The following is a 24,105-nucleotide window of genomic DNA, read 5'->3' on the forward strand; positions in this document are numbered from 1 at the left end:
GGGGTGCCCCGGCGGGTCCGTTGCGGACGATGGACTTGGGGTGTCCTTCCAGGGGTTTCCGCAATGCAGGTAGTTCTCGCCCAGCCGCGGGGCTTCTGCGCCGGAGTGATCCGCGCCATCGACATCGTCGAGCGGGCGCTGGAACGCCACGGCGCACCCGTTTATGTGCGGCATGAGATCGTCCATAACCAGCACGTGGTCGAAGGGTTGCGGGCCAAGGGCGCCCGGTTCGTCGAGGATTTGTCGGAGGTGCCGGCCGGCGCCCTGACCATATTCAGCGCGCACGGCGTGTCACGCGCCGTGGAGGCGGAGGCGGAGACGCGCGAGTTGCGCGTCATCGACGCCACCTGCCCGCTGGTGTCCAAGGTGCATGCGGAGGGCAAGCGCTACGTGGCTCAGGGCCGGACCCTCATCCTCATCGGCCATGCCGGCCACGCCGAGGTGGAAGGCACCCTTGGCCAGATACCGGGCCGTACATATCTGGTGTCCAGTGTCGACGACGTGGAGGCCCTGCCCCTGGCGGCGGAGACGCCGGTCGCCTATGTGACGCAGACGACGCTCAGCGTGGATGACACGCGCTCGGTGATCGCGGCGCTGAAGCACCGATTCGTGGATATTCTGGGTCCTGAGACCAAGGATATCTGCTACGCCACCCAGAATCGGCAGGCCGCGGTGCGGGAACTGGCCAAGGTGGCGGATCTTATCCTGGTAGTTGGGTCGGCAAACAGTTCCAATTCCAACCGCCTGCGGGAAATTGGTGAGGAACTGGGCGTGCCCAGTTACCTTGTCCCTGACGAGCGCGCCATCGACCCCGCCTGGCTGGCGGGATGCGGTGTGGTGGGCGTCACAGCCGGAGCCTCGGCGCCGGAAGTACTGGTGGACGGTGTGATCGCGGCGCTGCGGCGCCTGGGTCCCATCGAATTGTCGACATTGCCGGGCATCGTGGAAGACGTTCAATTCCGCCTGCCGGAAACGCTGGCCTGACGCGCACGCCGGTTGGTGGTCTTTTGCCCGCCAATTCGGTAGACAAAATGTTTCAACCCGCGCCGCCGCGGTTAATGGCGCTGGGGTTCAAGGAGATTGAAGGCATGGGTATTCCGCTGCATCAGGTCGTCCGTATCGGCTCGTATCTTCTCAAGAAGCGGCTGACGGGCGTGAAGCGCTATCCCTTGGTCCTCATGCTGGAACCGCTGTTCCGGTGCAACCTGGCCTGTGCCGGCTGCGGCAAGATCGACTATCCAGACGAAATCCTGAACCAGCGCCTGCCGCTGGAGGATTGCCTGTCGGCGGTGGACGAGTGCGGCGCGCCCGTGGTGGTGATCGCCGGCGGCGAGCCGCTGCTGCACAAAGAAATCGACCAGATGGTCGAAGGCATCATCGCGAAGAAGAAGTACGCCATCCTCTGCACCAACGCGCTGCTGATGGAAAAGAAGCTGGACCTGTTCAAGCCCAGCCCCTACTTCACCTGGTCCGTGCACCTGGACGGTGACCGCGAGGCGCACGACAAGTCGGTCTGCCAGAAGGGCACCTACGACCGGGCCGTCGCGGCCATCAAGGCGGCGAAGGATCGCGGCTTCCGCGTCAGCATCAACTGCACCTTCTTCAACGACGCCGATCCCGAGCGCGTGGCGCGCTTCTTCGACAGCGTCATGGAGATGGGGGTGGAGGGCATCACCGTCTCGCCGGGCTATGCCTATGAGCGCGCGCCCGACCAGCAGCACTTCCTGAACCGCACCGCCACCAAGAACCTGTTCCGCGAGGTCTTCAAGCGCGGCAACGGTGGCAAGAACTGGCGGTTCAACCAGTCGACCATGTTCCTGGACTTCCTGGCCGGGAACCAGGAATACCACTGCACCCCGTGGGGCAACCCCTGCCGCACCTATTTCGGCTGGCAGCGTCCCTGCTACCTCCTCGGCGAAGGCTATGCCAAGACCTTCAAGGAGCTGATGGAGGAGACGGAATGGGACAAGTACGGCACCGGCAACTACGAGAAGTGCGCCGACTGCATGGTTCATTGCGGGTATGAGGCGACCGCCGTCACCGACACACTGGCCAACCCGCTGAAGGCCGCCTGGGTCGGCCTGCGCGGCGTGAAGACCAGCGGCGACATGGCGCCGGAGATCAGCTTGGCCAACCAGCGCCCGGCCGAGTTCGTCTTCTCACGCCATGTCGAGAAGGCGCTGGCTGACATCCGCGCGCGCGACGCCAGCAAAGCCGCCGAGTAAGGCCTTAAACGCCGCCTCGGAATCCCGGGCCAGCCGCAGCAGTTGCGGGATCTGGCCCGGCTGACGCCACAGGGACGCCAGGATCCGCAACGGGTCCGGCGTCCCGTTGCGTTTCAGGGGGGCCGTCGCCGCCGGCGGCAGGGTCATGTGGGCCGGATCGCACACGGCACGCAACACCGCCACCGGCACGCCGAAGCGCGCGCCCACCCGGGCCGCGATCTGGGATTCGGTGTCGACCACCGCCGCCCCCGTGGCCGCGAACAGGGCCTGCTTGCCCACCACCGTGTTGATGATGCGCTCCTGACCCGCCACCGGCGCCACCATGGCCCGGGGCAGCGCGTCGGCCAGTCCGGCCGTCCAGTCAGGATCGGGCAAGAAATCGCCGCCGTCGGTAACGATGCGGTTGGCGATGACCAGGGTGCCGGGCTCCAGCCCGGGCTGCAGGCCGCCGGCCAGGCCGAAGCTGAGGAAGCCGCAGGCGCCGGGGGCATGGGCCGTCAGCTCCCGCTCCGTCCGCTCAAGATCGCCGGCACTCACCAGCGGCAGCCAGCCGCGCCCCTGGGCGATGGCCGCCTCCCGCTTCAGGCCGGTGACGACGATGATGGGGCGCGCCATGACGCGCCGCTGAGCCTGGACCATGACCATTTCCCGAACGCAAAAAACAAAACGCCTGGAAGGCTGACCTTCCAGGCGTCTTTATTACCCGCAGTCGCGGCGATTTACAGTTTTAAAAAGGGCCTTTTACAGCCGATCTCTTGGTTACGCCATCCTCAAACGCCGGGCGGCCACATCCGTGGCCTTGGCTTCCTCGCTCCGTGCCCCTTTCTCGTTAACTGGGCGGTGCTCGCTGCGGCGGCCGCAGTCGCGGCCTACGGCATGAGTCAAAACCTCATGCCGCCCGCCTTACAGGCCGACGCTGACCAGCTTGCTGTTGCTGTTGGACAGGTTGCGGTAGCGCGCCATCGCCCACAGGGGGAAATACTTCGAATAGCCGTGATAGCGCAGGTAGAAGATGCGGGGGAAGCCGCCACCGCTGTAATACTCTTCCTTCCACAGGCCGTCCGCGCCCTGGTGGCTGGTCAGCCAGTCGATGCCGCGCGCCACGGCCGGATGCTCCACGGCGCCGGCGGCCATCAGGCCCAGCAGGGCCCACGCGGTCTGCGAGGCGGTGGAGGGGAAGGGCTGATAGCCGCTGTAGTCCAGGGCGTAGCTCTCGCAATCCTCGCCCCAGCCGCCATCCGGGTTCTGGATTTGCACCAGCCAGTCCACGGCCCGCTTCATGGCGGGGTGGTCGGGGGACAGGCCGGCGGCGTTCAGGCCGTTCAGGGCCGACCAGGTGCCGTAGATGTAATTGACGCCCCAGCGGCCGAACCAGCTGCCGTCCTTCTCCTGCTCCTTCAGCAGGTAGTCGACGCCGTCCCGCATGGCCTTGCCGTCCTTGTCGGCGCCCAGCTGGGCCATCATGCCCAGGCAGCGGCCGGTGACGTCGGAGGTCGGCGGGTCCAACAGGGCGCCATGGTCGGAGAAGGGAATATAGTTCAGGTAGTAGTGGGTGTTGTCGGCGTCGAACGCCCCCCAGCCGCCGTTGCGGCTTTGCAGGCCTTCCACCCATTCCGCGCCGCGCGCCACCGTCATGTCGTAGTCCGAGGGCAGGCCGGCGGCGGCCAGTTGCGGCTGGGCGCGGTTGAACGCCATCACCACCACGGCGGTGTCGTCCAGATCGGGGTAATGGTCGTTGCCGTACTGGAAGGCCCAGCCGCCGGGGCGGACATCCGGCCGCTGGTCGGCCCAGTCGCCCTTCACGTCCAGCACCTGTTCACCCTTCAGCCATTCCAGGGCCTGGCCGGTGCGGGCCAGCGCTTCGTCCGTGCCCACTTCCAGCAGGGCGTGGCACAGCAGGCTGGTGTCCCAGACGGGGCTGACGCAGGGCTGGCAGAAGGCCTCGTCCCGCGCCTCGTCGATGACCAACAGCTTCTCGATGGCATAGCGGGCGGTCGCGACCTCGGGGTGCTTGGGCGACCAACCCAGAAGGTCGAACATCATGACGGTGTTGGCCATGGCGGGGTAGATGGCGCCCAGGCCATCCTCGCCGTTCAGGCGCTCCCGCACGAAGGCCACCGCCTTCTCGATGGCCTTGTCCCGGCTCTTCTTGGGGAAGTAGGGCTGGACCACGCGCAACACGCGGTCGACGACACCGAAGATCTCGCCCCAGGGCTTCTTGACGTGCGGTGCCTTGGGCCAGGACTTGACCTGATCGGCGGGGACCAGGAACAGCTCGTCGATGCGCAGGTTGCGCGGATTCTTGGCCTTCGACTTCAGCGCCATCAGGATCAGCAGCGGCACGATGACGGTGCGCGCCCAATAGCTGATCTTGGTCAGGTGGAAAGGAAACCACTTGGGCAGCAGCATGATTTCCACCGGCATCACCGGCACGGCGGTCCACGGCACGGCGCCGAACTGCGCCAGCATGATGCGGGTGAAGACGTTGCTGGCGGCCGCCCCGCCGTTGTCGCGGATGGCCTGGCGGGCGCGGGCCATGTGCGGCGCGTCGATGTCGTCGCCGATGGCCTTCAGCGCGAAATACGCCTTCACGCTGGCGCTGATGTTGAAGGCGCCGTTGTGGAACAGCGGCCAGCCGCCGTGGTCGCCCTGGATGCGGCGCAGGTAGTTGCCGATGCGGCGCGCGATCTCCGGATCCGGCTCCTCACCCAGGTGGTGCTTCAGCAGGATGTATTCGGCCGGGATGGTGGCGTCCGCCTCCAGGTCGAACACCCAGTGGCCGTCGGCCGCCTGGCGGTCCATCAGGACGCGGGCCGCGCGGTCGATCGACTGCTGCAGCACCCCTTCGTTGACGCGGGCCGACGCGGCGCCGGTGCCGACGAAATCGGCTTCCATACGAACATCCATGACCAAGCGACCTCTACGAACGCGACTTAACCTAAAGCGGGATGATTCAACAAACGCCAAGCTGGGCTGTGCGCTAGCGCACATCCCAGGCTCATGCCTGAAATGCTCAGGCGACTCACCGTGCGGTCAGGATCGCATCCGCAGCAGTGAATCCTGAACGTATGGCGCCTTCGATGGTGGATGGCAATCCGGTAGCGGTCCAATCCCCTGCCAGCGCAAGGTTTTTTCCGGCGGCCGTTGCATTCGGGCGACGCTTTGCCTGTTCTGGCAGTGCGGCAAAGGTGGCCCGCTTCTCCTTCACCACCTGCCACGGGGGCAGGGGCGTGGCGGGATCGAGGTTGGCCAGCGCCGCGATCTCACCCCAAATGGCCCGTGCGGTCTCTTCCCGGTCCGACTCCATCAGGCGGTCGGCGCCGCTGACGGTCACCGACACGTGGTCGTCATAGGCGAAGGCCCATTCGCCCACGGTGTTGATCATGCCTGTCATCCGGGGCATGCCCGCCGGCCGGTCCAGGCGGAAATGAACGTTCAGGATGGAGCGGTGTTCCGTCGGCGTCGTCAGGCCGGGCAGCAGATCGGCCGCCACCCAGGCCGGCACTGCCAGCACCACCCGGTCCTCAGGCTTCAACTCTATCGTTTCGGTACCGAAATCAAGCGTCGTGACCTGCTGGTCCACCCGGGTCAGGGCGCGCAGGCGGCGGCGCCACACGATTTCCATCCCCTGCGCCGCCAGCCATTCCAACGCCGGGTCGACGAAGACGGGCGACAGGCTGCGGCTGGCCAGCAGCGGCTGGTAGGCGACGCCCCCTTGGGCCAAGGTCTCGCGGATGATGGCGCCGGCCAGACCGGCGGCCGATTGCTCCGGCTCGGTATTCAGCGCCGCCAGCAGGACCGGGCGGAAGAAGGTGTCCCAGGCGGGGCCGGAACAGGCCAGCACTTCACCGATGGGGGCCAGGGGGTCGGCGCGCATCAGCTTCCACCCCGCCAGATAGTCGCTGGCCTTGGTGCCGGGCACGCGGCGCGAGGGCACCAGGGCCCACCAGGGCAGCTTGCCGTCGTTGGGCCGCACCTGCCAGCGCCGGCCGGTGGCACCGTCCCAGAACCGGTATTCCACCTTCTCCAGCGCCGGTTCCCGGCCGGGGCCGTGCGTCGCGCGCAAATAGGCCATGGCGGCATGATTGCCGCTGACCATCAGATGGCTGCCGTTGTCGATGCGGATGCCCAGGTTGGGCTCGTCATACGAACGGCAACGGCCGCCGGCCTGGGCCGCGGCCTCGTACAGGCGCACGCGCCGCCCGGCCTGGGTGAGACGCACGGCGGCGGCCAAGCCGGCGAGACCGGCGCCGACGACATGCACGGTCGGCCCAGGGGAAGAGGCCCCGGGCGGGTGAACAAGGGTGGTCATCAGAACAGGAAGGCCTTCAGCACGATCCACAGCAGGTGCGGCTTGGCGATGCGGACCTTGGGGCGGGGCCCGGCCCAGCCGCGCACCAGCAGGCGGTCCAGATACACCTTGTAGACGTCGCGCATCAGGCGCGGGGCCCGGGCGGCGCGACGGGGGGCGGTCGCCAGCAGGCGGTCGGCCTCGCGGAAATGATCGGCGGCGCGCACCGCCAGGTCGCGCGCCACGCCGTCGATGCGCGGGTCGGCTACCACCGTGTTGGGATCGGTGGCGGTGATGCCGTGCTTGCGCAGCATTTCGGCCGGCAGGTACAGCCGGTTGATCGCCGCATCCTCGTCCACGTCGCGCAGCACGTTGGTCAGTTGCAGGGCGCGACCCAGATGGTGCGACAGGGCGATGCCGCTGTCCTCCGGCATGCCGAAGACGCGGACGGACAGGCGGCCCACGGCGCTGGCCACGCGGTCGCAGTACAGGTCCAGGGTCGCCATGTCCGGCGCCTGGATGTCGGCGTCCAGGTCCATCTGCATGCCGTCGATGACGGCGATGAAATCATCATGGCGCAGGCCGAAGCGCAGGGTGGCGGCCTGCAGGCCGGCCAGGCTGGCCGGGCCCTTGCCCTCGCACACGGCGGCGATGTCACGCCGCCACACGTCCAGCGCCTCGCGCCGCGCCGCCTTGGTGGCGGCGACGGTCGGGTCGTCGCCATCGGCGATGTCGTCCACCGCCCGGCAGAAGGCATAGATGTGGAACATGGCGTCGCGCTCCGCCGGGGGCAGGACGCGCATGGCGGTGTAGAACGAGCTGCCGCTGGCCGACTTGGCCGCCGTCTCGTTCTGACCCGGGATAGTGGGATTGGTCTCGGTCATCTCGGCGGCCAGGCTCATGGCTTTTTCCCCGCCGGCACGGCACGGGTGCCGCCGCCGGTCAGGCGCTGCCACAGGGTGGACAGGGCGGCGCCGGCGGCGGTGCACAGCGTTTCCATCTTGGACAGGTGCACCCGGTCGGACAGCGGGTCGCGGATCAGCAGCAGGCGCACCAGGCGGCGGGCCAGCCGCTGGATGATGGCGACCTCGATGGCCAGCCGCAGATCCTTCACCTGGGCGGCCAGCGGCTCCGCCTGGTCAAGCAGGGCGTCGGTGCGCTTGGCCAGGTGGTGGATGATGTCCAGCAAGGCCGGCGGCGCCGCCGGTTCCAGCAGCACGTCGGGCGTCAAATCACCCGCGATCAGCAGGGGCAGGGGGATGTAGACGCGGTCCAGCGCCCGCTTGTCCTTGCCGCAGTCCTGCAGATGGTTGATGACCTGCAGCGCGGCGCACAGGGCGTCCGACGCGGGCCATGTGTCCCGGCTCTCCCCATGCACGTCCAGGACGTAGCGGCCCACCGGCATGGCGGAATACCGGCAATAGTCCATCAGGTCGTCCCAGTCGGTGTAGCGCAGCTGGGTGACGTCGCGGCGGAAGGCGGTCAGCAGGTCGTGGGCGTGTTGGTCGGTCAGGCCGCGTTCGCGCAAGGTTTCGCGCAGGGCCACGGCCTCCGGCTCATTCTCCCGCTCGCCGCGCAGGCTGGCGCCCATGGCGTCCAGCAGCTTCAGCTTCATGTCCGGCGCCAGCACGGGGCTGTCCGACACGTCGTCGGCCACGCGGGCGAAGGCGTAATAGGCCATCACCGGCGCCCGGGCGTCCCGGCGGATGATCAGCGAGGCGACGGGGAAGTTCTCGTCCGTGTGGCCTTTGCCGGTGCGGTGGTTGGCTGCCGTCATGGGGTAGGGGTTCCGTCCTGGCCCGTCTGCTGACCCGTCACCGCTTGGCCTTGGATGGCCTGGACAGGGTGCACATGTTGGGCCTGGGCGCGCCCCTTCCACATGCCGCCGCGGCCCATCCAATGCTGGACCGCGCTGTCCACGGTCCACACGGTATAGACGATGCCGATCAGCGGCAAGGTGACGGCCCGCATAGGCGACAGGCGATAGAACACCTGGATGGGGGCGAAGCTGGCCAGCATGAGGCCAACGGCGAGCGCGCCGAAGATGCCCGCCGCCTCCCGGTTGAACAGGGCCAGCAGCACGGGCGCCACATAGGTCAGCAGCATGCCCAGCACGGTGCCCGCCAGCAGCGCCGGGGAATAGTTCAGCTGCGCGTAGGCGCTGCGGATGACCATGCGGCGGATGTCGTCCACCTTGTCATAGGCGCGCAGGCTGACGGCCCGGTCGCTGAGGCCCAGCCAGATCGACCCCTGGGTCTTCAGGCGGCGGCCCAGGGCGCAATCGTCGATCAGGGCGTCGCGGATGCTGTCGATGCCGCCGGCGCGCGCCAGGGCCTGGCGGTCCACCAGCATGCAGCCGCCGGCCGCCGCCGCCACGGTGGAGCCGCTGTCGTTCACCCGGCCGAAGGGGTACAGCATCTGGAAGAAATAGATGAAGGCGGGGATGAAGGTCCTTTCCGCCCAGCTCTGGCAGCGCAGCTTGGCCATCAGGCTGACCAGCACGCGCCTCTCCGTCTGGGCGCGGGTGACCAGGCGGGTCAGCGTGTCGGGGGCGTAGGCGATGTCGGCGTCGGTCAGCCACAGGTAGTCGGGCGGGAAATCGCCCGCCTGCACATGGGCGATGCCCTGGCGCACGGCCCACAGCTTGCCCGTCCAGCCCGGTACCAGCTCAGCCCCCGTCAGCACCGTCAGCGCGGCGGTGGAACCCGAGGACTCGGCGGCGTGGCGGGCCAGGTCGGCCGTGCCGTCGTCGCTGCCGTCGTCGACCAGCACGATGTTCAGGGCGCCCGGATAGTCCTGCGCGCCCAGGGATGCGATCACCTGGGCGATGCCGTCGGCCTCGTTGCGGGCCGGGATGATGGCGGTGACGGAAGGCCAGCCGCCCTCAAGCCCACCATGGCTGCCAGTCATGCTTCCAGGGGCCGGGGCGCTGGGCAGATCCCCCGGCCTGTTGGCCGGCACCACCGCCATGTCGTCCCGTTCCAGCCCCAGCCAGAACAGGCCCCGGGCGAAGACCAGGACCACCCAGACCGCCAGGCTGATGAGGCCAATGAGGAAGATCAGGCTCATGCAAGGTACCCCGCGGTCTTGAACCAGGTGAGGGCGTCGGCCAGGGCCTGGCCATAGGGGCGGGCGGTATAGCCCAGCTCGGCCTCGGCCTTGGCCGAGGAGAAGAACATGCGGTACTTGGACATGCGCAAGCCGTCCACGGTCACGAAGGGCTCGCGCCCGGTAACCTTGGCCACCGCCTCCGCAACCACGGCGATGGGCAGGATCAGGCCGCGCGGCACCGCCACGGTGGGCGGCTTGCGGCCCACCAGCCGGGCGATGTCGGCCAGCATTTGCTGCAAGGAGACGTCCTGGCCGCCCAGGATGTAGCGTTCGCCCACCCGGCCTTTCTCGAAGGCCAGCAGGTGACCCTCGGCCACGTCGTCCACATGCACCAGGTTCAGGCCGGTGTCGACGAAGGCGGGCATCTTGCCGGTGGCGGCCTCGACGATGATGCGGCCGGTGGGGGTGGGCCGCAGGTCGCGGGGGCCGATGGGGGTCGACGGGTTGACGATGACGGCCGGCAGGCCATCCTTGGCCACCATCTCCAGCACCGCCTGCTCCGCCAGGATCTTGCTGCGCTTGTAGGCGCCGATGGCGGCGTCCGGCGCCATCACCGCGCGTTCGTCGACCGCCACGCCGTCGGTGCGGGGGGCCAGCACGGCCACGCTGCTGGTGTAGACGACGCGGGCCAGGCGGTGGCGCAGCGCCAGTTCCATGATGGCGCGGGTGCCGCGCAGGTTGTTCTGGACGATCTCTTCCGGGTTGGGCGCCCACAGGCGGTAGTCGGCCGCCACATGCAGCAGGGCGTCCGCCCCGTCCATGCCGCGCGCCAGGCTGTCCGGGTCGTTCAGATCGCCCTCCACCACGCGCACGTCCAGGCCGGCCAGGTTGGTCGGCGGCGTCGCGGGACGCTTCAGCACGGTGACGTCATGGCCACGCGCCAGGGCCACACGGGCCACGGCCGCGCCGACGAACCCCGTCGCCCCGGTGATGAACAGTCGCTGCTTATCGGCCATCGGCCTTACGGTCCCCATCAACGCTTTGGTCGGCACCCATCGATCGGCGCGGACCATATCACTTCCCTGGTGCGGAGGGGAAAGGGTTGGGCACCGGCGCCCGGCGGATGGCTGGCCTGCTGCGGCGCCGATGCCACAGGTGCGCCGTCGCCGCCGGGGCGGTCGATCGCCGCTGGGTGGGAAAGTATTTAACGGTATGTTAACTACTGCCGGGCACGCTGATGATGCGGGGTTTCCTGTAAATGTTGCATCGCACACGGGCGATCGTCCGTACTCGCCATCCCACTTCATCTACAAGATCATCTGACCATTCGGTTATGTGCGGCCAATACTGATTGACCCGCCCATCATGATGCGTTGTGTTTATGGTTCTAGGAGGGGCTGGTGGAATCGAGATGATGCCATCGGTCGGATTTCCAGCAAGCGAGGTGGGTTGTCCCGAGGCGTCGCGCCTGCGGGACCTTGAAACGATCCGGGGGATTTGAGAGATGCGCGTGAAGGTCCAGTTGTTGTTGCCTGTCATCGGTGTCGCCGCCCTGGGCGGCGTGCTGGTGGCCGCTGGCCAGGTGGGCCAGGATCGGGCGGCGCGGGTCGCCCAGTCGCTGGACCAGGCGCGGACCGTGCTGGTGCAGGCCGCCGACGTGCGGGCCATCAGCCGCGCCGTGCAGCGCGACGCGCTGAACACCCTGCTGGAACCGGCGGCTGATCGCGGCACCTTCGTCAGCCGCGCGTCCGCGCGACTGACGGAAATGGGGGTGCTGGTCGCCGGCTTGCGCGACCGGGCCGCCGATGCGGCCTTCCTGGCGCCGCAGGCCCAGGCCCTGACGGAAATGACGGCCATGGTAACGGCCGTGCGCGGCGGTGACGAAGCCGGCGCCCTGGCCCGCCTCCGCACCACCGTGGGCCCCTTGGACGCCCAGGCCGCCGGCTTGGCCCAAACCTTCATCGACGCCCAGGACCAGGTCCTGGACGGCTTGGCGGCCGACGCCGGCCGCCTGCAAGCGCGCACCAGCCGCCTGGCGGCCTGGGGCGGCGTGCTGGGCACGGCCGCGGCCATGATGATGACCGTCCTGTTCCTGCTGGCGCTGCTGCGCCGCCCCTTGGCCCGCTGGGCCGGGGCCGGCAATGACGACCTGCGCGCGGTCATGGCCGCCGCCGCCCGGGGGGATGAGCTGGGTGACTGGGCCCGCGCCCTGGTGGCCCTGCGCGACCAGGCGAAGGAGCGGGGACACCGCCCGGTCCGCGCAGCCCAGGCCAAGGTCAACCCCGCGGCGCTGGCGGCCTGACGCCAGAGTCGGCTCCAAAAGAGGAAGGGCCCGGGAGTCCCCGACTCCCGGGCCCTTTCCTTATTTCGCCCCTTGGCCGCACAGCGGCCGGGGCAGGGCGCCTTCCAGCAGCTGGTTGATGTGGCGATCCATCCAGCCCGGCTCGTCCAATGGGCTGAAGCGAATCAGCAGGCGGGTATAGAGGGCGCCGTACATCGCCTCCACCAGGGTTTCCACGTGCAGGTCGGGTCGGAACTCGCCATTGCGCTTGCCCCGCTCGATGATGTCGCGCAGGCGCTGGCGCCGCGGCTCCACCACCTTGTCATGATAGACCTTCAGCGTGGGCGGATCGTTCTGCCCCGCCAGCACGATGCTGGCCACCACCCGGCCGGTCGCGCCGGCGAAGCTGCGGGCGATGCCGTCCAGCACCGTGCGCAGGTCGGACACGGCCGACGCCGTGTGGGGAATCGGCACCGTCAGTTCCGCATGCGCCAACAGCGCTTCCATGGCCAGGGCCCCCTTGCCCGGCCACCAGCGGTATATGGTTGTCTTCGCCGTGCCCGAACGGGCGGCCACTCCCTCGATGGTGAAGCGTTCCAGGCCGTTTTCCTCCAGCAGCTGGAAGGCGGCGTCCAGGATGGCGTCCCGGGCCTGGTCTGACCGGGGCCGTCCGGGCCCCCGCATGGCTTTATCCGTCACCCTCTCTCCTCGCTCAAAATGAAGCCCCGGTTATTAAGCCGCCCCCTGATTGGCCGGGGCCGGTCTGTGATGCGCGTCGCACGGTCGCGGATATGAAACGCTACACAGCGTTTCGTTTGTCGCAGTGCTCCTCACACCGGTTTCACACTACCTTACCGTTACGAAACGGACCATAGCGAAATGGTCCTTCCCGCCGACCTCCGGTTCCATTCCCGGCCCCTCCTTCCTTGGGCCGGAACGCCCCCGGTCGTCCCTGCGGGCATCGGATGCAAGGAGAGTAGCGGTGAGCGGGGTTGTAAAGAAGTCTTCCGTTAAAGTATTGGCCGGCGCCGTCGCGGCCATAGCGCTTTTGGGTGGGGCTGCCGCCGGCGGGAATTACTATTGGAAGACGGGGCGCTTCCTCGAATCGACCGACGACGCCTACGTCCAGGCCGATTACACGACGGTGGCGCCCAAGGTGTCGGGCTATATCGCGGAGGTGCTGGTGGAGGACAACCAGCCGGTGAAGGCCGGCCAGGTGCTGGCCCGCATCGACGACCGCGATTTCCGCACGGCGCTGGACCAGGCCAAGGCCGACGTGGCCACGGCCGAGGCCGACATCCGCAACATCCAGGCCCAGCGCACGCAACAGCAGGCGGTGGTGGCCCAGGCCCAGGCGGCGTTGGCCGCCGACCAGGCCAACCTGACCTTCGCCCGCCAGGACCGCGACCGCTATCGCGACCTGATGAAGACCGGATTCGGCACGGTGCAGCGCGCCCAGCAGACCGAGGCGGCGGTGACGGACAAAGCCGCCGGCCTGCAGCGCGACCAGGCGGCCCTGGTGGCGGCGCAGAAGCAGGTGGACGTGCTGGCCACGGCCGAAGCCAAGGCCGCGACCGTGCTGGACCGCGCCCAGGCCGTCGCCCGCCAGGCGGAGCTGAACCTGTCCTACACCACCATCGCCGCCCCCATCGACGGCACGGTGGGTGCCCGCACCCTGCGCGTGGGCCAGCTGGTCCAGGCCGGCACGCAGCTGATGGCCGTGGTGCCCCTGTCCCAGGTCTACGTCCTGGCCAATTTCAAGGAGACCCAGCTGACCGAGGTGCGCCCCGGCCAGCCGGTGCAGGTGACGGTGGACAGCTTCCCCGGCACCACCCTGAAGGGCAGGGTGGACAGCCTGTCGCCCGCCAGCGGCACCAGCTTCGCCCTGCTGCCGCCGGACAACGCCACCGGCAACTTCACCAAGATCGTGCAGCGCATCCCCATCAAGATCGTGCTGGATGAAGGCCAGCCCCTGGCGGGCCTGCTGCGCCCCGGCATGTCGGCCGAGCCGGTGATCGACACCCGAGTGCGGTCCGCCCACGCGGCCCAGGCGCCGCAGCTGGCGACGTCCACCTCCGGCCTCTACCCCATGGCCCGCTGAGGGCCGCACCGGATCGCTGAAGGCTCCAAGCCATGGCTCCCCTCGACAGCAGCGCCATCCTGACCGCCGGCGGCAACCTCCCCCGCACCCTGCCGCCGGCCAGCGGCCCGGCCCCTCACGACAGGGGCCGGGCCGCGTCCTCCATCCCCGCCGCCGACCATGTGCCGTTCAAGACCTGGCTGGCCGTGCTGGGCTCGGTGCTGGGCGCCTTCATGGCGGTGTTGAACATCCAGATCGTCAACGCCTCGCTGGCCGACATCCAGGGCGGTATCGGCGCCGGCGTGGACGATGGCGGCTGGGTCGCCACCGCCTACCTGATCGGCGAGATCATCGTCATCCCGCTGTCCGGCTTCATGAGCCAGGTGTTCAGCGTGCGCCGCTACCTGATCACCAACACGGTGCTGTTCCTGGTCTTTTCCGTGGCCTGCGCCTTCGCGCAGAACCTGCAGCAGATGATCGTGCTGCGCGCCATCCAGGGTTTCTGCGGCGGCGTGCTGATCCCCATGGCCTTCACGCTGATCATCACCCTGCTGCCCAAGTCGCGGCACCCGCTGGGCCTGGCCCTTTTCGCCCTGACCGCCACCTTCGCGCCCGCTATCGGCCCCACCATCGGCGGTTACCTGACCGAGACCTACGGCTGGAAATACATCTTCTACATCAACCTGGTGCCGGGCGTGTTCATGGTCGCGGCGCTGTGGGCCTCGCTGGAGCGGGCGCCGGTGCGCCTGAACCTGCTGCGCCAGGGCGACTGGTGGGGCATCGCCACCATGGCGGTGGGCCTGGCCTGCCTGCAGACGGTACTGGAGGAGGGCAACAAGGACGACTGGTTCGGATCGGCCTACATCGTGCGGCTGGCCATCATCGCCGCCGTGGCCCTGGTTGCCTTCCTGGTCATCGAGCTGACGGTGGCCAAGCCGTTGCTGAACCTGCGGCTGCTGGCGCGGCGTAATTTCGGCCTGGGCATCGTCGCCAACGTGCTGCTGGGTGTGGTGCTCTACGCCTCCTCCTACCTGTTGCCGCGTTATCTGGGCCAAATCCAGGGGTACAACGCGTTGCAGATCGGCTCGGTCATGGCCTGGGTGGGCCTGCCGCAGCTGGTGCTGATCCCGCTGGTGCCCCTGCTGATGAAGCGCTTCGACGCCCGTTGGCTGGCCCTGGTGGGGGCGGCGGTCTTCGCCGGCAGCAACTTCATGAACATCCATCTGTGGCTGGGCAGCGCGTCGGACCAGCTGTTCTGGCCCAACATCGTCCGCGCCTTCGGCCAGGCCCTGGTCATGACGCCCCTGTCGGTGCTGGCCACCGGCGGCATCGAGAAGGAGAACGCGGGCTCCGCCTCCGGCCTGTTCAACATGATGCGCAACCTGGGCGGCGCCGTCGGCATCGCCCTGACCCAGACCTGGCTGACCAAGCGCGAACAGTTCCATTCCAACGTCATGACGGGGCAGGTCAGCCTGTTCGGCGAAAGCACCCGGCAGCACCTGGCCATGCTGCAGCGGACGTTCATGGAGCACGGCGTGCCCGACGCCCTCACCGCCTGGCGCCAGGCGGTGGCGGAGGTGGACGCCGGGGTCCGCACCCAGGCCTGGCTGATGGCCTACAGCGACGCCTTTTTCTTCCTGGGCAGCGCCATGGCCCTGTCGGCCGTCGCCATCCTGTTCCTGAAGAAGGCCGCGTCCGGGGCGGACGCGGGCGGGGCGCACTAAGGACGGCGGTGAGGGCGCCCCGCCAACTTGGTTCGATGTCCAGTCGCGGTACCCCCGGGGAAAGGGCGTCCCCGGGGTGGACAGGCGATCCGTCAGGCGCTTTCACGCAGGCGGGCCAGGAAGCCCTGGATGCCGCTGCGCATGGCGCTGGCCGTGCCGTCGGCGTGGACGGCGGTGCTGCGGGTGGCGGTCACCTGGCTGGCCACCTGGGTCGCCAGGTCGCTCATGCCGCCCACCGCTTCCCCCAGGCGGCGGGTGCGGTCCGACACCAGCTGGATGCTGCGCGAGATTTCGTCCACCGCCGCGCTCTGCTGGCCGATGACGTTGGCGACCTCACCGGAGCTGGCGTCCAGGGCGGCCACCGACTGGGCGATCTCCGCCACCGCGCTGGCCGTGCCCTGGGCGGCGGCCTGGATTTCCTGGATTTGCTGGGTGATGTCCTCCGTGGCTTTGGCCGTCTGGTTGGCCAGGCTTTTCACCTCGCTGGCCACGACGGCGAAGCCCTTGCCCGCCTCCCCCGCCCGCGCCGCCTCGATCGTGGCGTTCAGCGCCAGCAGGTTGGTCTGCCCGGCGATGTCACTGATCATCTGCACCACGCTGCCGATGCGGGTGGCGACCTCGCTCAGGGTCGTGACCTGGCGGTCCACCGCCTCCACCTGTGTGGCGGCGGAGCGGGCGCGGCTGGCGGCGTCCTCCACGGAACGCACGATCTCCGCGATGGTCGCGGCCATCTCCTCCACCGCCGCGGCCACGGTGCCGGCGTGGCTCATGGCGTCCTCCGCCTCCGCGGTGGCGCCGGTGGCCGAACTGCGGGCACTGTCGGCCAGCTGGTCCAACGCGCCGGCGTTGTCGGACAGGTTGGTCATGGCCCCGACCAGGCGGTCCGTCTGGCCGGCGATCTCGCTGGCGAACTGGTCTGCCAAGGCCAGGCGCAACGCGACGCGCTGCTGGCGGGCCTGCTGGGCCTGCCGCTCCTGCTGCTGGCGCAGGGCCTCGGTTTCGGCGGCGGCGGCCTCGGCCTTGGCCAGGGCCGTGTCCATCGCGGCGAACAGGCGTTCCAGGCTCCAGGCCAGCCACACCAGGATGCCGGTCTCCATGACGACGACGGCGGCATGGAACAGCACGCGGCGCACGTCGCCCTGGCTGTCGGGGAACACCCAGGCCGGCACCAGGAAACTCAGGGTCAGGTGGTGCACGGCGGTGGCGCCGGCGGCCAGGATGATGATGCGCCAGTCACAGAAGGCCGTCAGCATGGCCAGAACCGCGAAATAGACCATATGATAGTCCAGCTGCCACGCGCCCGAGGCCGCCATGACCAGGACGGAGGTTTGCGCCACCGCCAGCAGGGCCGTCATGTACTCCAGCGTCTGGCGCGGCAGGCGCAGCATCAGGCCGCCGGTCAGCACGGCGGCCAGGGTCGTGGCGGCCAGCCCCGGTCCCATCCAGCCGTTGCCGGACAGGCCGCCGGTCAGCGCCGCCACCGGCGCGCAGACCCACAGGAACACAACGAATACCCGAAGGGCCATGGCCCGGATAAAGGACATCTTGATCATCTTGTCGCCTCGACCTCGCGAAACCTGTCAGCCGCGTAAGGGCGCGGCCGCCTTGGCGGTGATACCGCACGCCTGGAAACCGTTGAGCGGCACCAGCACGCCCCCGTCCAGGACGGGACCGGGAAAGGGGCCGTCCCCAACCTTGACCACCCACCGTCCCGGCCTGCCGTCGACCAGCAGGACGTCCGCCCGGGCCAGCGCGCCCAGCTGGTCGGCCTGGGCCGTCCAGGGTGGGAACAGCGCCAGCGCGAAACCGGCGGGGCGGGGCAGGAAGACAGTTCCAGCCAATGCCGGCAGCAGCGATGCGACGATTGCGACCGCCGCCCAAGCCAGCCCCTTGCCCGTGACCTTCCCCATGCCCGCCATGCCTGGAACCTGCGTGCCTTGCCCTTAGGCAATGGGGTCACGATGGCGCCCAAACCTGTGCAATGAGTTAATGCGCCGTCTAGGGCGGACGACCTATCCCGATGGACCTAAGGGTGGCGCGGGTCCGGACCCGCGCGGGCGGCATGCCGGATGATCGCGACGTGGCGTGCCGGAAAGGTTGCCTCCTGGGCCAGATAGTTTTAGAAATTGGCCCTAGTCAGGTAACAATCTTTCAGGATCTGGTTCCGTGCCCCAGCTTCGCTCCCGTACCACCACCCATGGCCGCAACATGGCCGGCGCCCGCGGCCTGTGGCGCGCCACCGGTATGACGGATGCCGATTTCGGCAAGCCCATCGTGGCCATCGCCAATTCCTTCACCCAGTTCGTGCCCGGCCACGTGCATCTGAAGGATCTGGGCCAGCTGGTGGCGGGCGAGGTGGTGGCAGCCGGCGGCGTGGCCAAGGAGTTCAACACCATCGCGGTGGATGACGGCATCGCCATGGGCCACGCCGGCATGCTGTACAGCCTGCCCTCGCGCGAGGTCATCGCCGACGCCGTGGAATACATGGTCAACGCGCATTGCGCCGACGCCCTGGTCTGCATCTCCAACTGCGACAAGATCACGCCCGGCATGCTGATGGCCGCCCTGCGCCTCAACATCCCCACCGTGTTCGTCTCAGGCGGCCCGATGGAGGCCGGCAAGGCCCCCGTGCATGGCGAGATCCGCTCCGTCGACCTGATCGACGCCATGGTGGCGGCGGCCGACGACAGCGTCAGCGATGCCGAGGTCCAGGCGCTGGAACAGAACGCCTGCCCCACCTGCGGCTCCTGCTCCGGCATGTTCACCGCCAATTCCATGAACTGCCTGGTGGAGGCGCTGGGCCTGGGCCTGCCCGGCAACGGCACCGTCCTGGCCACCCACGCCGACCGCAAGGCGTTGTTCCTGCAGGCCGGCCGCACGGCGGTGGAGATCGCCAAGCGCTGGTACGAACAGGACGACGCCAGCGTCCTGCCGCGCTCCATCGCCACGTTCGAGGGGTTCGAGAACGCCATCGCCCTGGACATCGCCATGGGCGGGTCCACCAACACGGTGCTGCACCTGCTGGCGGCCGCCTATGAAGGCGGGGTGGACTTCACCATGGCCGACATCGACCGCATGTCGCGCCGCGTGCCCCACCTGTGCAAGGTGGCGCCGTCCTCCGCCACCGTGCATATCGAGGACGTGCACCGCGCCGGCGGCATCATGGGCATCCTGGGCGAACTGGACCGCGCCGGCCTGCTGCACCGCGACGTGCCCACCGTGCACGCCCCCACCATCGGCGCCGCCGTGGACCGCTGGGACATCACCCGCGCCAACGACGCCGACATCAGCGAGTTCTACGCCGCCGCCCCCGGCGGCGTGCGCACCACCCAGGCCTTCAGCCAGGCGTCACGCTACACCAGCCTGGACCGGGACCGCGTGAACGGCGTCATCCGCAGCAAGGAAAACGCCTTCAGCCAGGACGGCGGCTTGGCCGTGCTGTACGGCAACCTGGCGGTTGACGGCTGCATCGTGAAGACGGCGGGCGTGGATCCGGCGGCCCTGACCTTCAGCGGCAAGGCCCGCGTCTTCGAAAGCCAGGACGACGCCGTCTCCGCCATCCTGGGCAACCGCGTGCAGGCGGGCGACGTGGTGCTGATCCGCTATGAGGGCCCGCGCGGCGGCCCCGGCATGCAGGAGATGCTGTACCCGACCAGCTACCTGAAGTCCAAGGGCCTGGGCAAGGTCTGCGCCCTGGTGACGGACGGCCGCTTCTCCGGTGGCAGCTCCGGCCTGTCCATTGGCCACATCTCGCCCGAGGCGGCGGAGGGCGGCACCATCGGCCTGGTGGAAGAGGGTGATCGCATCGTCATCGACATCCCCAACCGCAGCATCCGGCTGGAGGTTGAGGACGGTGAGTTGGAACGCCGCCGCGACGCCATGAAGGCCAAGGGCGCCAAGGCCTGGAAGCCCGCAACCCGCGACCGCCAGGTTTCCGGCGCGCTCAAGGCCTACGCCTACTTCGCCACCTCCGCCTCGCGCGGGGCCGTGCGGGACACGTCGGGGATTTGATCGGGGGGATTTGATCGGGGTGGCCGGCGGCGTGAGGTTCCACCTCATGCCGCCACGCCGTTCCCGCGACGCTTGATGGGGCTTTACCCCTCCGCGTCGCCCCACACCAGGAACAGGCCGACGTCGCCGGGGAAGCCGTTGGGGAAGTCCAGAACGCGGGCGGTCAGGCTGAAGCCCGCCGGCTGCAGCTCGTGGTGCCATCGCTGGTAGATCTCGGCCGCCTCGCCGCGCAGGGTGCGGGGCCAGTCCGGTTCCGGGGCGTTGATGGCGCGGGCGCCGTCGCTGCACAATTCCGCGGGGAAGCGCAGCAGCAGGAATTCCTTCTCACCCCGCGCGGCCGCGTCGTGCGCGCCCTCCAGCAGCTTGTGCCAGCCATGGTCGGCCACGTGGTGGTCGATCAGTTCCTGCACCTTCTCCTGCCGGCGGGCCAGCGCCTCCTTGCGCTGCTCGGCCAGGTGGCGGGCGTTCTCGTCGTGGAAATTACCCACCAGGTGGCGGAAGTCGGCGGCGCGGAACAGGGGTTCATGCGCCGGCTCGCGCACGGGCGCCGGCGTGGACGCCTTCCTTTCCCACCGCTGGAACAGGCCGGAACGGTGCGCCGGCTCCGTCTTCTCGGCGGGCTCGGCCGCCAGCACCTTCAGCAGGTCGGCGCGTGACACGATGCCCACCAGCGACCCGTCCAGCACCACGGGCACGCGCTTGATGCCGTGGGTCACCAGCAGCCGGGCGATGTCGGCCGTGTCGGTGTTGATGTCGACGGTGATGACCGGCGCCGCCATGACGTCGCGGGCGGTACGCTCCCGCTTTTGCGCGTCGGCCCAATAGGCGGGCAGCTGCTCGCCTTCCGCCACCAGGGCCAGCCACCAGTCGCGCCGCGCCTCATGGTCGGCGCCGGCCTCTTCCCGGGCGATCAGGTCGCCCTCGCTGACCATGCCGATGACGCCGCCGTGGCCGTCCACCACCGGCGCGGCGCTGACACCCCGGTCCAGCAACAGGGCGGCGATGCGGCTGACCGGCGTGTCGGGCGCCAGGGTCAGCACATCCTCGGTCATCACGTCATGGGCGCGCATGGGGCCGGGCTCTCTTCTCAATGGGTCCGTCCGGGAAAAGATAACCCAATGAAATGGTGCAGTCTTTGCGCTGCATCATGGCGGCGGCGGCCTTCCCCCAATGCGTCGCGGGGGGTTACCCTTTCGTAAGGGGCCGTTGGTAAGGACCGATGGTCAGGGCTGGGCCGTGGCCAGGAGATCGACCATCACCGCCACGTTCAGGTCCACCGTCCGGCCCTTGCTGAACAGCCCGTGGCCGCCGACGTCATAGTCGGTGCGCACCAGATCCAGCCGGCCCACGGCGTGGGCCTTGCCGTCGGTGATGTCCAGGGTGAAGGGCAGGGTCACGTCCTTCTTGATGCCGCGGATGGTCAGGGTGCCCACCGCGTCGTACTGGTTGCCGCCCTTGGCGCGGAAGGTCGTGGCCTCGAACACCGCGTCGGGGAAGGCGTGGATGTTGAACCAGTCTTCGCCCGGCAGGGCCTCGTCCTTTTCCGCATCGCCGATGACGGCGCTGCCCATGGCGATGGTCACCTTGGCATGGCCAGCTGCGGGGTCGGCGGGGTCGAAGTCGATGGCGGCATCCCAGGTGCCGAAGCGGCCGGTGAATTCCTTGTCGCTCTGCTTGCCGATGAAGCCCAGTTGGCTCTGGGCCTTGTCCACGGCCCAGGACGCGGCGCCCGCCGGGGCGGCCAGCAACAGGGACGACAGCAACAGGACGGCCAGGGCGGGTAACAGAAAAGATGGGCGCGGGGTCACGGGCAAAACCTCCAGGACAGGCCAATGCGGCGGGGGTGGTTGCCGATAATAATCGACGGTCTGGCGGCGCCGTATGCGACCTTGCGTAGCATACACTGTAAGAAAAAACCCCGGACGCTGTAGCGCCCGGGGCTTCCTTGTCTTAGCGTTTACTGCGTTACGGCCTACTTGGCCGTGGCGTTCAGGTCCACGGTGACGCTGACGGCCAGGGCCACCATCTTGCCGTCGCCCCAGGCGCCCTGCCCCACGCCGTAATCGGTGCGCACCAGGTCCAGCTTGCCCACGGCGTGGGCCTTGCCGCCGGCCACGTCCAGGGTGAAGGGCAGGGTCACGTCCTTCTTGATGCCACGGATGGTCAGGGTGCCCACCGCGTCATACTGGTTGCCGCCCTTGGCCTTGAAGCTGGTCGCCTCGAACACGGCCTTGGGGAAGGCCTTGGTGCTGAACCAGTCGGCCTCGGGCAGGGACTGGTCCTTCTGCACGTCGCCGGTCTTGGCGCTGGCCATGTCGATGGTGACCGTGGCGTGGCCGGTGGCCGGGTTGGCCGGGTCGAAATCGATGACGGCATCCCAGCGGGTGAACTGGCCGCTGAAGGCCGCGCCGCTCTGGCTGCCGGTGAAGCCCAGCTTGCTGTGGGCGGTGTCCACGGTCCAGCCGGCGGCGGCGGCAGGGCCGGCCAGCAGCAGCGCGCCCAGGGCGGCGCTGACGATGGGGGCGAGGAACTTCATGATAGGCATCCTCAGTCTGTGGGGGCGGCCGGGGACTTAGGCCCGGCGGCCGAAGCGGGGAACCATGCGCAGCAACACGTCATCCTTGACCAGGAAGTGGTGGCGCACCGCCGCCAGGGCGTGGACCACCACCAGCGCCACCAGGATCCAGGCGGCCAGCTCGTGCGCCTCGGACACCACGTCGTTGATCGGCGCCTTGTTCTCCAGGTCGGCCAGGACGGGCATGTGGGGGAAGGGGATGAGGCCGTACAGCACGGTCGGGATGTTGAATTTCGAGGTGGAGACGACCGCCCAGCCGGTCAGCGGCATGCCCAGCAGCAGGGCGTACAGGCCGGCATGGCCCAGATGGGCGGCCCACTTCTCCCACGCCGGCATATGGGCCGGCAGGGGCGGGGGCCGGTGGGCCAGGCGCCAGGCCGCCCGGAACAGGGTCAGGGCCAGCACGGTGATGCCCACCGACTTGTGCAACTGGAACAGCTTGAACTGGTCGGGGGAGCCGGGCGGCAGCGACGTCATCGTCCAGCCCATGACCAACAGGCCCAGGATGGCGATGACGGTCAGCCAATGGACCAGGATGGCCACGCTGTTGTAACGCGCCGCGATGGTCATGGTCCGGCTCCCCCTTCAATCCGATAACGCGATGATACTAACGCTATTACTGGGCGCGGTCGAACTCGCCGCTGATCAGCAGCTCAACCTCGTCGCTGACGTAGGGCACGTACTTGTCGATGCCGAACTCGGACCGCTTCACCTCGGCCTTGGCATCGAAGCCGACGACGTAGGCCTTGGTCATCGGGTTGCTGCCGCCACCGTGGAAGCTGGCGTTCAGGGTCACCGGCTTGGTCACGCCATGCAGGGTCAGGTCGCCGGTGATCTTGCCGGTGGTGGCGCCGGTCACCTCGATCTTGGTGGCCTTGAAGGTGGCGGTCGGGAACTTGGCGGTGTCGAAGAAGTCCGGGCTGTTCAGGTGCTCATCCAGCTTCGGGTTGGTGGTGGCCAGGCCCTTCACGTTGATGGTCACGTCCAGCTTGCTCTTGGCCGGGGCCTTGGGGTCGAAGTCCAGCGTGCCCTCCAGATCCGGGAAGGCGCCGTAATAGGTGGAGAAGCCGAAGTGGGTGATGGCGAACACCACCTTGGCGTGGCTCTTGTCCAGGGTGAAATGGCCACCCTCGACCTTGCTCAGGTCGGTGGTCGCCTGGGCCAGGGCGGTGGCGGGGGCGGCGGCCAGCAGGGCGGCGGCCAGCATCAGGGCGGGGATGCGCTTCATTGGAATGTTCCTTGGCAAAGCTGGCCGGACGGCCGGAAGGGAGGGGGCGCCGGCCGCCACCCGCGGGACGGGTGGTGAGCGGCGGTACGGGCCTAATCTAAGTCGCGCCGCCCCTGCCCACAATCAAGGTCACCTGGAATTCATTGTTCCATTCGTCGCACCAATCATGCCCCCGCCGCGTCGATTTCACACGCAAGCCAGGGGTTTTGTCGCGGCGTCAAAGGGCGTAGGGTCTGCGGGCCCGCCCGGTGGGGCGGCCCCTGGGCGCGCGCGATGGCGCCCGTCTTTGCCGAAGGATGGCCTGATGACCGACCGAACCACCGCCCTGACCGCAGCCCTGGCACTGGCCGGCGCCCTGACGGCGCTCAGCGCCGCCGCGCACGACGCCCCCGCGCCCCCGGGCCGGGAAAAGTGCTACGGCATCGCCAAGGCGGGGGAGAATTCGTGCTCATCGGCCGCCGGCACCCATGATTGCGGCGCCATGTCCAAGGTGGACTACGATGGCCAGGAATACCTGGACGTGGCCAAGGGCGAGTGCAAGACGCTGGGCGGCAAGCTGAAGCCGTTCAAGGGCGTGGGCAAGCCGCCCAAGGCGGCCGCGCAGAAGCCGGCGCAAGACTGACCGGCCGGGCCCCCGTG

22 protein-coding genes are annotated in these 24,105 nt (G+C 68.7%); 7 read left to right on the forward strand and 15 right to left on the reverse strand.

The annotated features are described in order from the left end of the window. Positions 1-63 precede the first annotated feature (63 nt). Both ispH and hpnH read left to right on the forward strand, forming a co-directional pair. Positions 64-984 carry a 4-hydroxy-3-methylbut-2-enyl diphosphate reductase gene (gene ispH, locus UAJ10_RS01660; RefSeq protein WP_322913594.1) on the forward strand — a complete coding sequence of 307 codons (921 nt, stop codon included), beginning with the start codon at positions 64-66 and terminating at the stop codon, positions 982-984. A 104-nt stretch (positions 985-1,088) separates the two neighbouring features. Then, positions 1,089-2,225 (forward strand): adenosyl-hopene transferase HpnH, encoded by a 1,137-nt coding sequence (gene hpnH / locus UAJ10_RS01665; protein WP_040850176.1) that lies wholly within the window; start codon positions 1,089-1,091, stop codon positions 2,223-2,225. Here the strand turns inward: hpnH and UAJ10_RS01670 are convergent. The 7 genes from UAJ10_RS01670 to hpnA form a co-directional block, all read right to left on the reverse strand. Continuing rightward, on the reverse strand, positions 2,160-2,864 hold the full coding sequence (locus UAJ10_RS01670; RefSeq protein ID WP_322913596.1) for a phosphorylase family protein: 705 nt from the start codon (positions 2,862-2,864) through the stop codon (positions 2,160-2,162). The genes hpnH and UAJ10_RS01670 overlap by 66 nt on opposite strands. 264 nt (positions 2,865-3,128) lie before the next feature. Beyond that, positions 3,129-5,120, reverse strand: coding sequence for a squalene--hopene cyclase (gene shc, locus UAJ10_RS01675; RefSeq protein WP_322913597.1), 1,992 nt, complete (start codon positions 5,118-5,120; stop codon positions 3,129-3,131). Positions 5,121-5,247: 127 nt separating this feature from the next. Beyond that, entirely contained in the window at positions 5,248-6,537 is a 1,290-nt protein-coding gene (gene hpnE / locus UAJ10_RS01680; RefSeq protein ID WP_322913598.1) for a hydroxysqualene dehydroxylase HpnE, read from the reverse strand. Further along, entirely contained in the window at positions 6,537-7,418 is an 882-nt protein-coding gene (gene hpnD / locus UAJ10_RS01685) for a presqualene diphosphate synthase HpnD (RefSeq protein ID WP_322913600.1), read from the reverse strand. The genes hpnE and hpnD overlap by 1 nt, the downstream gene beginning before the upstream one ends. After that, positions 7,415-8,293, reverse strand: coding sequence for a squalene synthase HpnC (hpnC, locus tag UAJ10_RS01690; RefSeq protein WP_322913602.1), 879 nt, complete (start codon positions 8,291-8,293; stop codon positions 7,415-7,417). Before hpnC ends, hpnD begins: the two co-directional genes overlap by 4 nt. After that, entirely contained in the window at positions 8,290-9,585 is a 1,296-nt protein-coding gene (locus UAJ10_RS01695; RefSeq protein ID WP_322913604.1) for a glycosyltransferase, read from the reverse strand. Before UAJ10_RS01695 ends, hpnC begins: the two co-directional genes overlap by 4 nt. Continuing rightward, complete coding sequence (gene hpnA / locus UAJ10_RS01700; protein WP_322913605.1) at positions 9,582-10,583, reverse strand: hopanoid-associated sugar epimerase; 1,002 nt, start codon at positions 10,581-10,583, stop codon at positions 9,582-9,584. The genes UAJ10_RS01695 and hpnA overlap by 4 nt, the downstream gene beginning before the upstream one ends. Before the next feature lie 488 nt (positions 10,584-11,071). On the opposite strand from hpnA, the gene UAJ10_RS01705 reads away from it, so the two are divergent. Next, positions 11,072-11,869 carry a hypothetical protein gene (locus UAJ10_RS01705; RefSeq protein WP_322913607.1) on the forward strand — a complete coding sequence of 266 codons (798 nt, stop codon included), beginning with the start codon at positions 11,072-11,074 and terminating at the stop codon, positions 11,867-11,869. A 60-nt stretch (positions 11,870-11,929) separates the two neighbouring features. Here UAJ10_RS01705 and UAJ10_RS01710 read toward each other — a convergent pair whose 3' ends face one another. Further along, positions 11,930-12,532 (reverse strand): TetR/AcrR family transcriptional regulator, encoded by a 603-nt coding sequence (locus UAJ10_RS01710; RefSeq protein WP_322913608.1) that lies wholly within the window; start codon positions 12,530-12,532, stop codon positions 11,930-11,932. A gap of 298 nt (positions 12,533-12,830) precedes the next feature. Here UAJ10_RS01710 and UAJ10_RS01715 point away from each other — a divergent pair, with 298 nt between their 5' ends. Beyond that, positions 12,831-13,949 carry an HlyD family secretion protein gene (locus UAJ10_RS01715; RefSeq protein ID WP_322913610.1) on the forward strand — a complete coding sequence of 373 codons (1,119 nt, stop codon included), beginning with the start codon at positions 12,831-12,833 and terminating at the stop codon, positions 13,947-13,949. 32 nt (positions 13,950-13,981) lie between these two features. Beyond that, positions 13,982-15,652: an MDR family MFS transporter gene (locus UAJ10_RS01720; protein ID WP_322913611.1), complete on the forward strand. Its 1,671-nt coding sequence runs from the start codon at positions 13,982-13,984 to the stop codon at positions 15,650-15,652. Between the two features lie 92 nt (positions 15,653-15,744). On the opposite strand, the gene UAJ10_RS01725 is transcribed toward UAJ10_RS01720, so the two are convergent. Then, positions 15,745-17,196 carry a methyl-accepting chemotaxis protein gene (locus UAJ10_RS01725; protein ID WP_322913613.1) on the reverse strand — a complete coding sequence of 484 codons (1,452 nt, stop codon included), beginning with the start codon at positions 17,194-17,196 and terminating at the stop codon, positions 15,745-15,747. A gap of 36 nt (positions 17,197-17,232) precedes the next feature. Then, positions 17,233-17,562 (reverse strand): hypothetical protein, encoded by a 330-nt coding sequence (locus UAJ10_RS01730; RefSeq protein WP_322913614.1) that lies wholly within the window; start codon positions 17,560-17,562, stop codon positions 17,233-17,235. Between the two features lie 256 nt (positions 17,563-17,818). Between UAJ10_RS01730 and ilvD the strand changes: the two genes are divergently transcribed. Next, entirely contained in the window at positions 17,819-19,663 is a 1,845-nt protein-coding gene (gene ilvD, locus UAJ10_RS01735) for a dihydroxy-acid dehydratase (RefSeq protein WP_322913616.1), read from the forward strand. Positions 19,664-19,746: 83 nt separating this feature from the next. On the opposite strand, the gene UAJ10_RS01740 is transcribed toward ilvD, so the two are convergent. The 5 genes from UAJ10_RS01740 to UAJ10_RS01760 form a co-directional block, all read right to left on the reverse strand. Next, entirely contained in the window at positions 19,747-20,733 is a 987-nt protein-coding gene (locus UAJ10_RS01740) for a CBS domain-containing protein (RefSeq protein ID WP_322913618.1), read from the reverse strand. A gap of 153 nt (positions 20,734-20,886) precedes the next feature. Then, positions 20,887-21,471 carry a YceI family protein gene (locus UAJ10_RS01745; RefSeq protein ID WP_322913619.1) on the reverse strand — a complete coding sequence of 195 codons (585 nt, stop codon included), beginning with the start codon at positions 21,469-21,471 and terminating at the stop codon, positions 20,887-20,889. A gap of 164 nt (positions 21,472-21,635) precedes the next feature. Beyond that, positions 21,636-22,199, reverse strand: coding sequence for a YceI family protein (locus UAJ10_RS01750; RefSeq protein WP_322913620.1), 564 nt, complete (start codon positions 22,197-22,199; stop codon positions 21,636-21,638). A 36-nt stretch (positions 22,200-22,235) separates the two neighbouring features. After that, the gene (locus UAJ10_RS01755) at positions 22,236-22,808 is read right to left on the reverse strand and encodes a cytochrome b (protein WP_322913621.1); all 573 of its coding nucleotides are present in this window, start codon (positions 22,806-22,808) and stop codon (positions 22,236-22,238) included. A 46-nt stretch (positions 22,809-22,854) separates the two neighbouring features. Continuing rightward, entirely contained in the window at positions 22,855-23,466 is a 612-nt protein-coding gene (locus UAJ10_RS01760; RefSeq protein ID WP_322913623.1) for a YceI family protein, read from the reverse strand. Between the two features lie 304 nt (positions 23,467-23,770). Here UAJ10_RS01760 and UAJ10_RS01765 point away from each other — a divergent pair, with 304 nt between their 5' ends. After that, positions 23,771-24,088 (forward strand): BufA1 family periplasmic bufferin-type metallophore, encoded by a 318-nt coding sequence (locus tag UAJ10_RS01765; RefSeq protein WP_322913625.1) that lies wholly within the window; start codon positions 23,771-23,773, stop codon positions 24,086-24,088. The last annotated feature ends 17 nt before the right edge of the window (positions 24,089-24,105 follow it).

Origin of the sequence: Nitrospirillum guaranorum (assembly GCF_034653275.1) — a bacterium.
Classification (GTDB): domain Bacteria; phylum Pseudomonadota; class Alphaproteobacteria; order Azospirillales; family Azospirillaceae; genus Nitrospirillum.

Bases quoted from the DNA above. Each gene is read 5' to 3' on its own strand.
- ispH (WP_322913594.1), top strand. From the start codon at position 64: ATGCAGGTAGTTCTCGCCCAGCCGCGGGGCTTCTGCGCCGGAGTGATC.
- hpnH (WP_040850176.1), top strand. From the start codon at position 1,089: ATGGGTATTCCGCTGCATCAGGTCGTCCGTATCGGCTCGTATCTTCTC.
- UAJ10_RS01670 (WP_322913596.1), bottom strand. From the start codon at position 2,864: ATGGTCCAGGCTCAGCGGCGCGTCATGGCGCGCCCCATCATCGTCGTC.
- shc (WP_322913597.1), bottom strand. From the start codon at position 5,120: ATGGAAGCCGATTTCGTCGGCACCGGCGCCGCGTCGGCCCGCGTCAAC.
- hpnE (WP_322913598.1), bottom strand. From the start codon at position 6,537: ATGACCACCCTTGTTCACCCGCCCGGGGCCTCTTCCCCTGGGCCGACC.
- hpnD (WP_322913600.1), bottom strand. From the start codon at position 7,418: ATGAGCCTGGCCGCCGAGATGACCGAGACCAATCCCACTATCCCGGGT.
- hpnC (WP_322913602.1), bottom strand. From the start codon at position 8,293: ATGACGGCAGCCAACCACCGCACCGGCAAAGGCCACACGGACGAGAAC.
- UAJ10_RS01695 (WP_322913604.1), bottom strand. From the start codon at position 9,585: ATGAGCCTGATCTTCCTCATTGGCCTCATCAGCCTGGCGGTCTGGGTG.
- hpnA (WP_322913605.1), bottom strand. From the start codon at position 10,583: ATGGCCGATAAGCAGCGACTGTTCATCACCGGGGCGACGGGGTTCGTC.
- UAJ10_RS01705 (WP_322913607.1), top strand. From the start codon at position 11,072: ATGCGCGTGAAGGTCCAGTTGTTGTTGCCTGTCATCGGTGTCGCCGCC.
- UAJ10_RS01710 (WP_322913608.1), bottom strand. From the start codon at position 12,532: ATGCGGGGGCCCGGACGGCCCCGGTCAGACCAGGCCCGGGACGCCATC.
- UAJ10_RS01720 (WP_322913611.1), top strand. From the start codon at position 13,982: ATGGCTCCCCTCGACAGCAGCGCCATCCTGACCGCCGGCGGCAACCTC.
- UAJ10_RS01725 (WP_322913613.1), bottom strand. From the start codon at position 17,196: ATGTCCTTTATCCGGGCCATGGCCCTTCGGGTATTCGTTGTGTTCCTG.
- UAJ10_RS01730 (WP_322913614.1), bottom strand. From the start codon at position 17,562: ATGGGGAAGGTCACGGGCAAGGGGCTGGCTTGGGCGGCGGTCGCAATC.
- UAJ10_RS01740 (WP_322913618.1), bottom strand. From the start codon at position 20,733: ATGCGCGCCCATGACGTGATGACCGAGGATGTGCTGACCCTGGCGCCC.
- UAJ10_RS01750 (WP_322913620.1), bottom strand. From the start codon at position 22,199: ATGAAGTTCCTCGCCCCCATCGTCAGCGCCGCCCTGGGCGCGCTGCTG.
- UAJ10_RS01755 (WP_322913621.1), bottom strand. From the start codon at position 22,808: ATGACCATCGCGGCGCGTTACAACAGCGTGGCCATCCTGGTCCATTGG.
- UAJ10_RS01760 (WP_322913623.1), bottom strand. From the start codon at position 23,466: ATGAAGCGCATCCCCGCCCTGATGCTGGCCGCCGCCCTGCTGGCCGCC.
- UAJ10_RS01765 (WP_322913625.1), top strand. From the start codon at position 23,771: ATGACCGACCGAACCACCGCCCTGACCGCAGCCCTGGCACTGGCCGGC.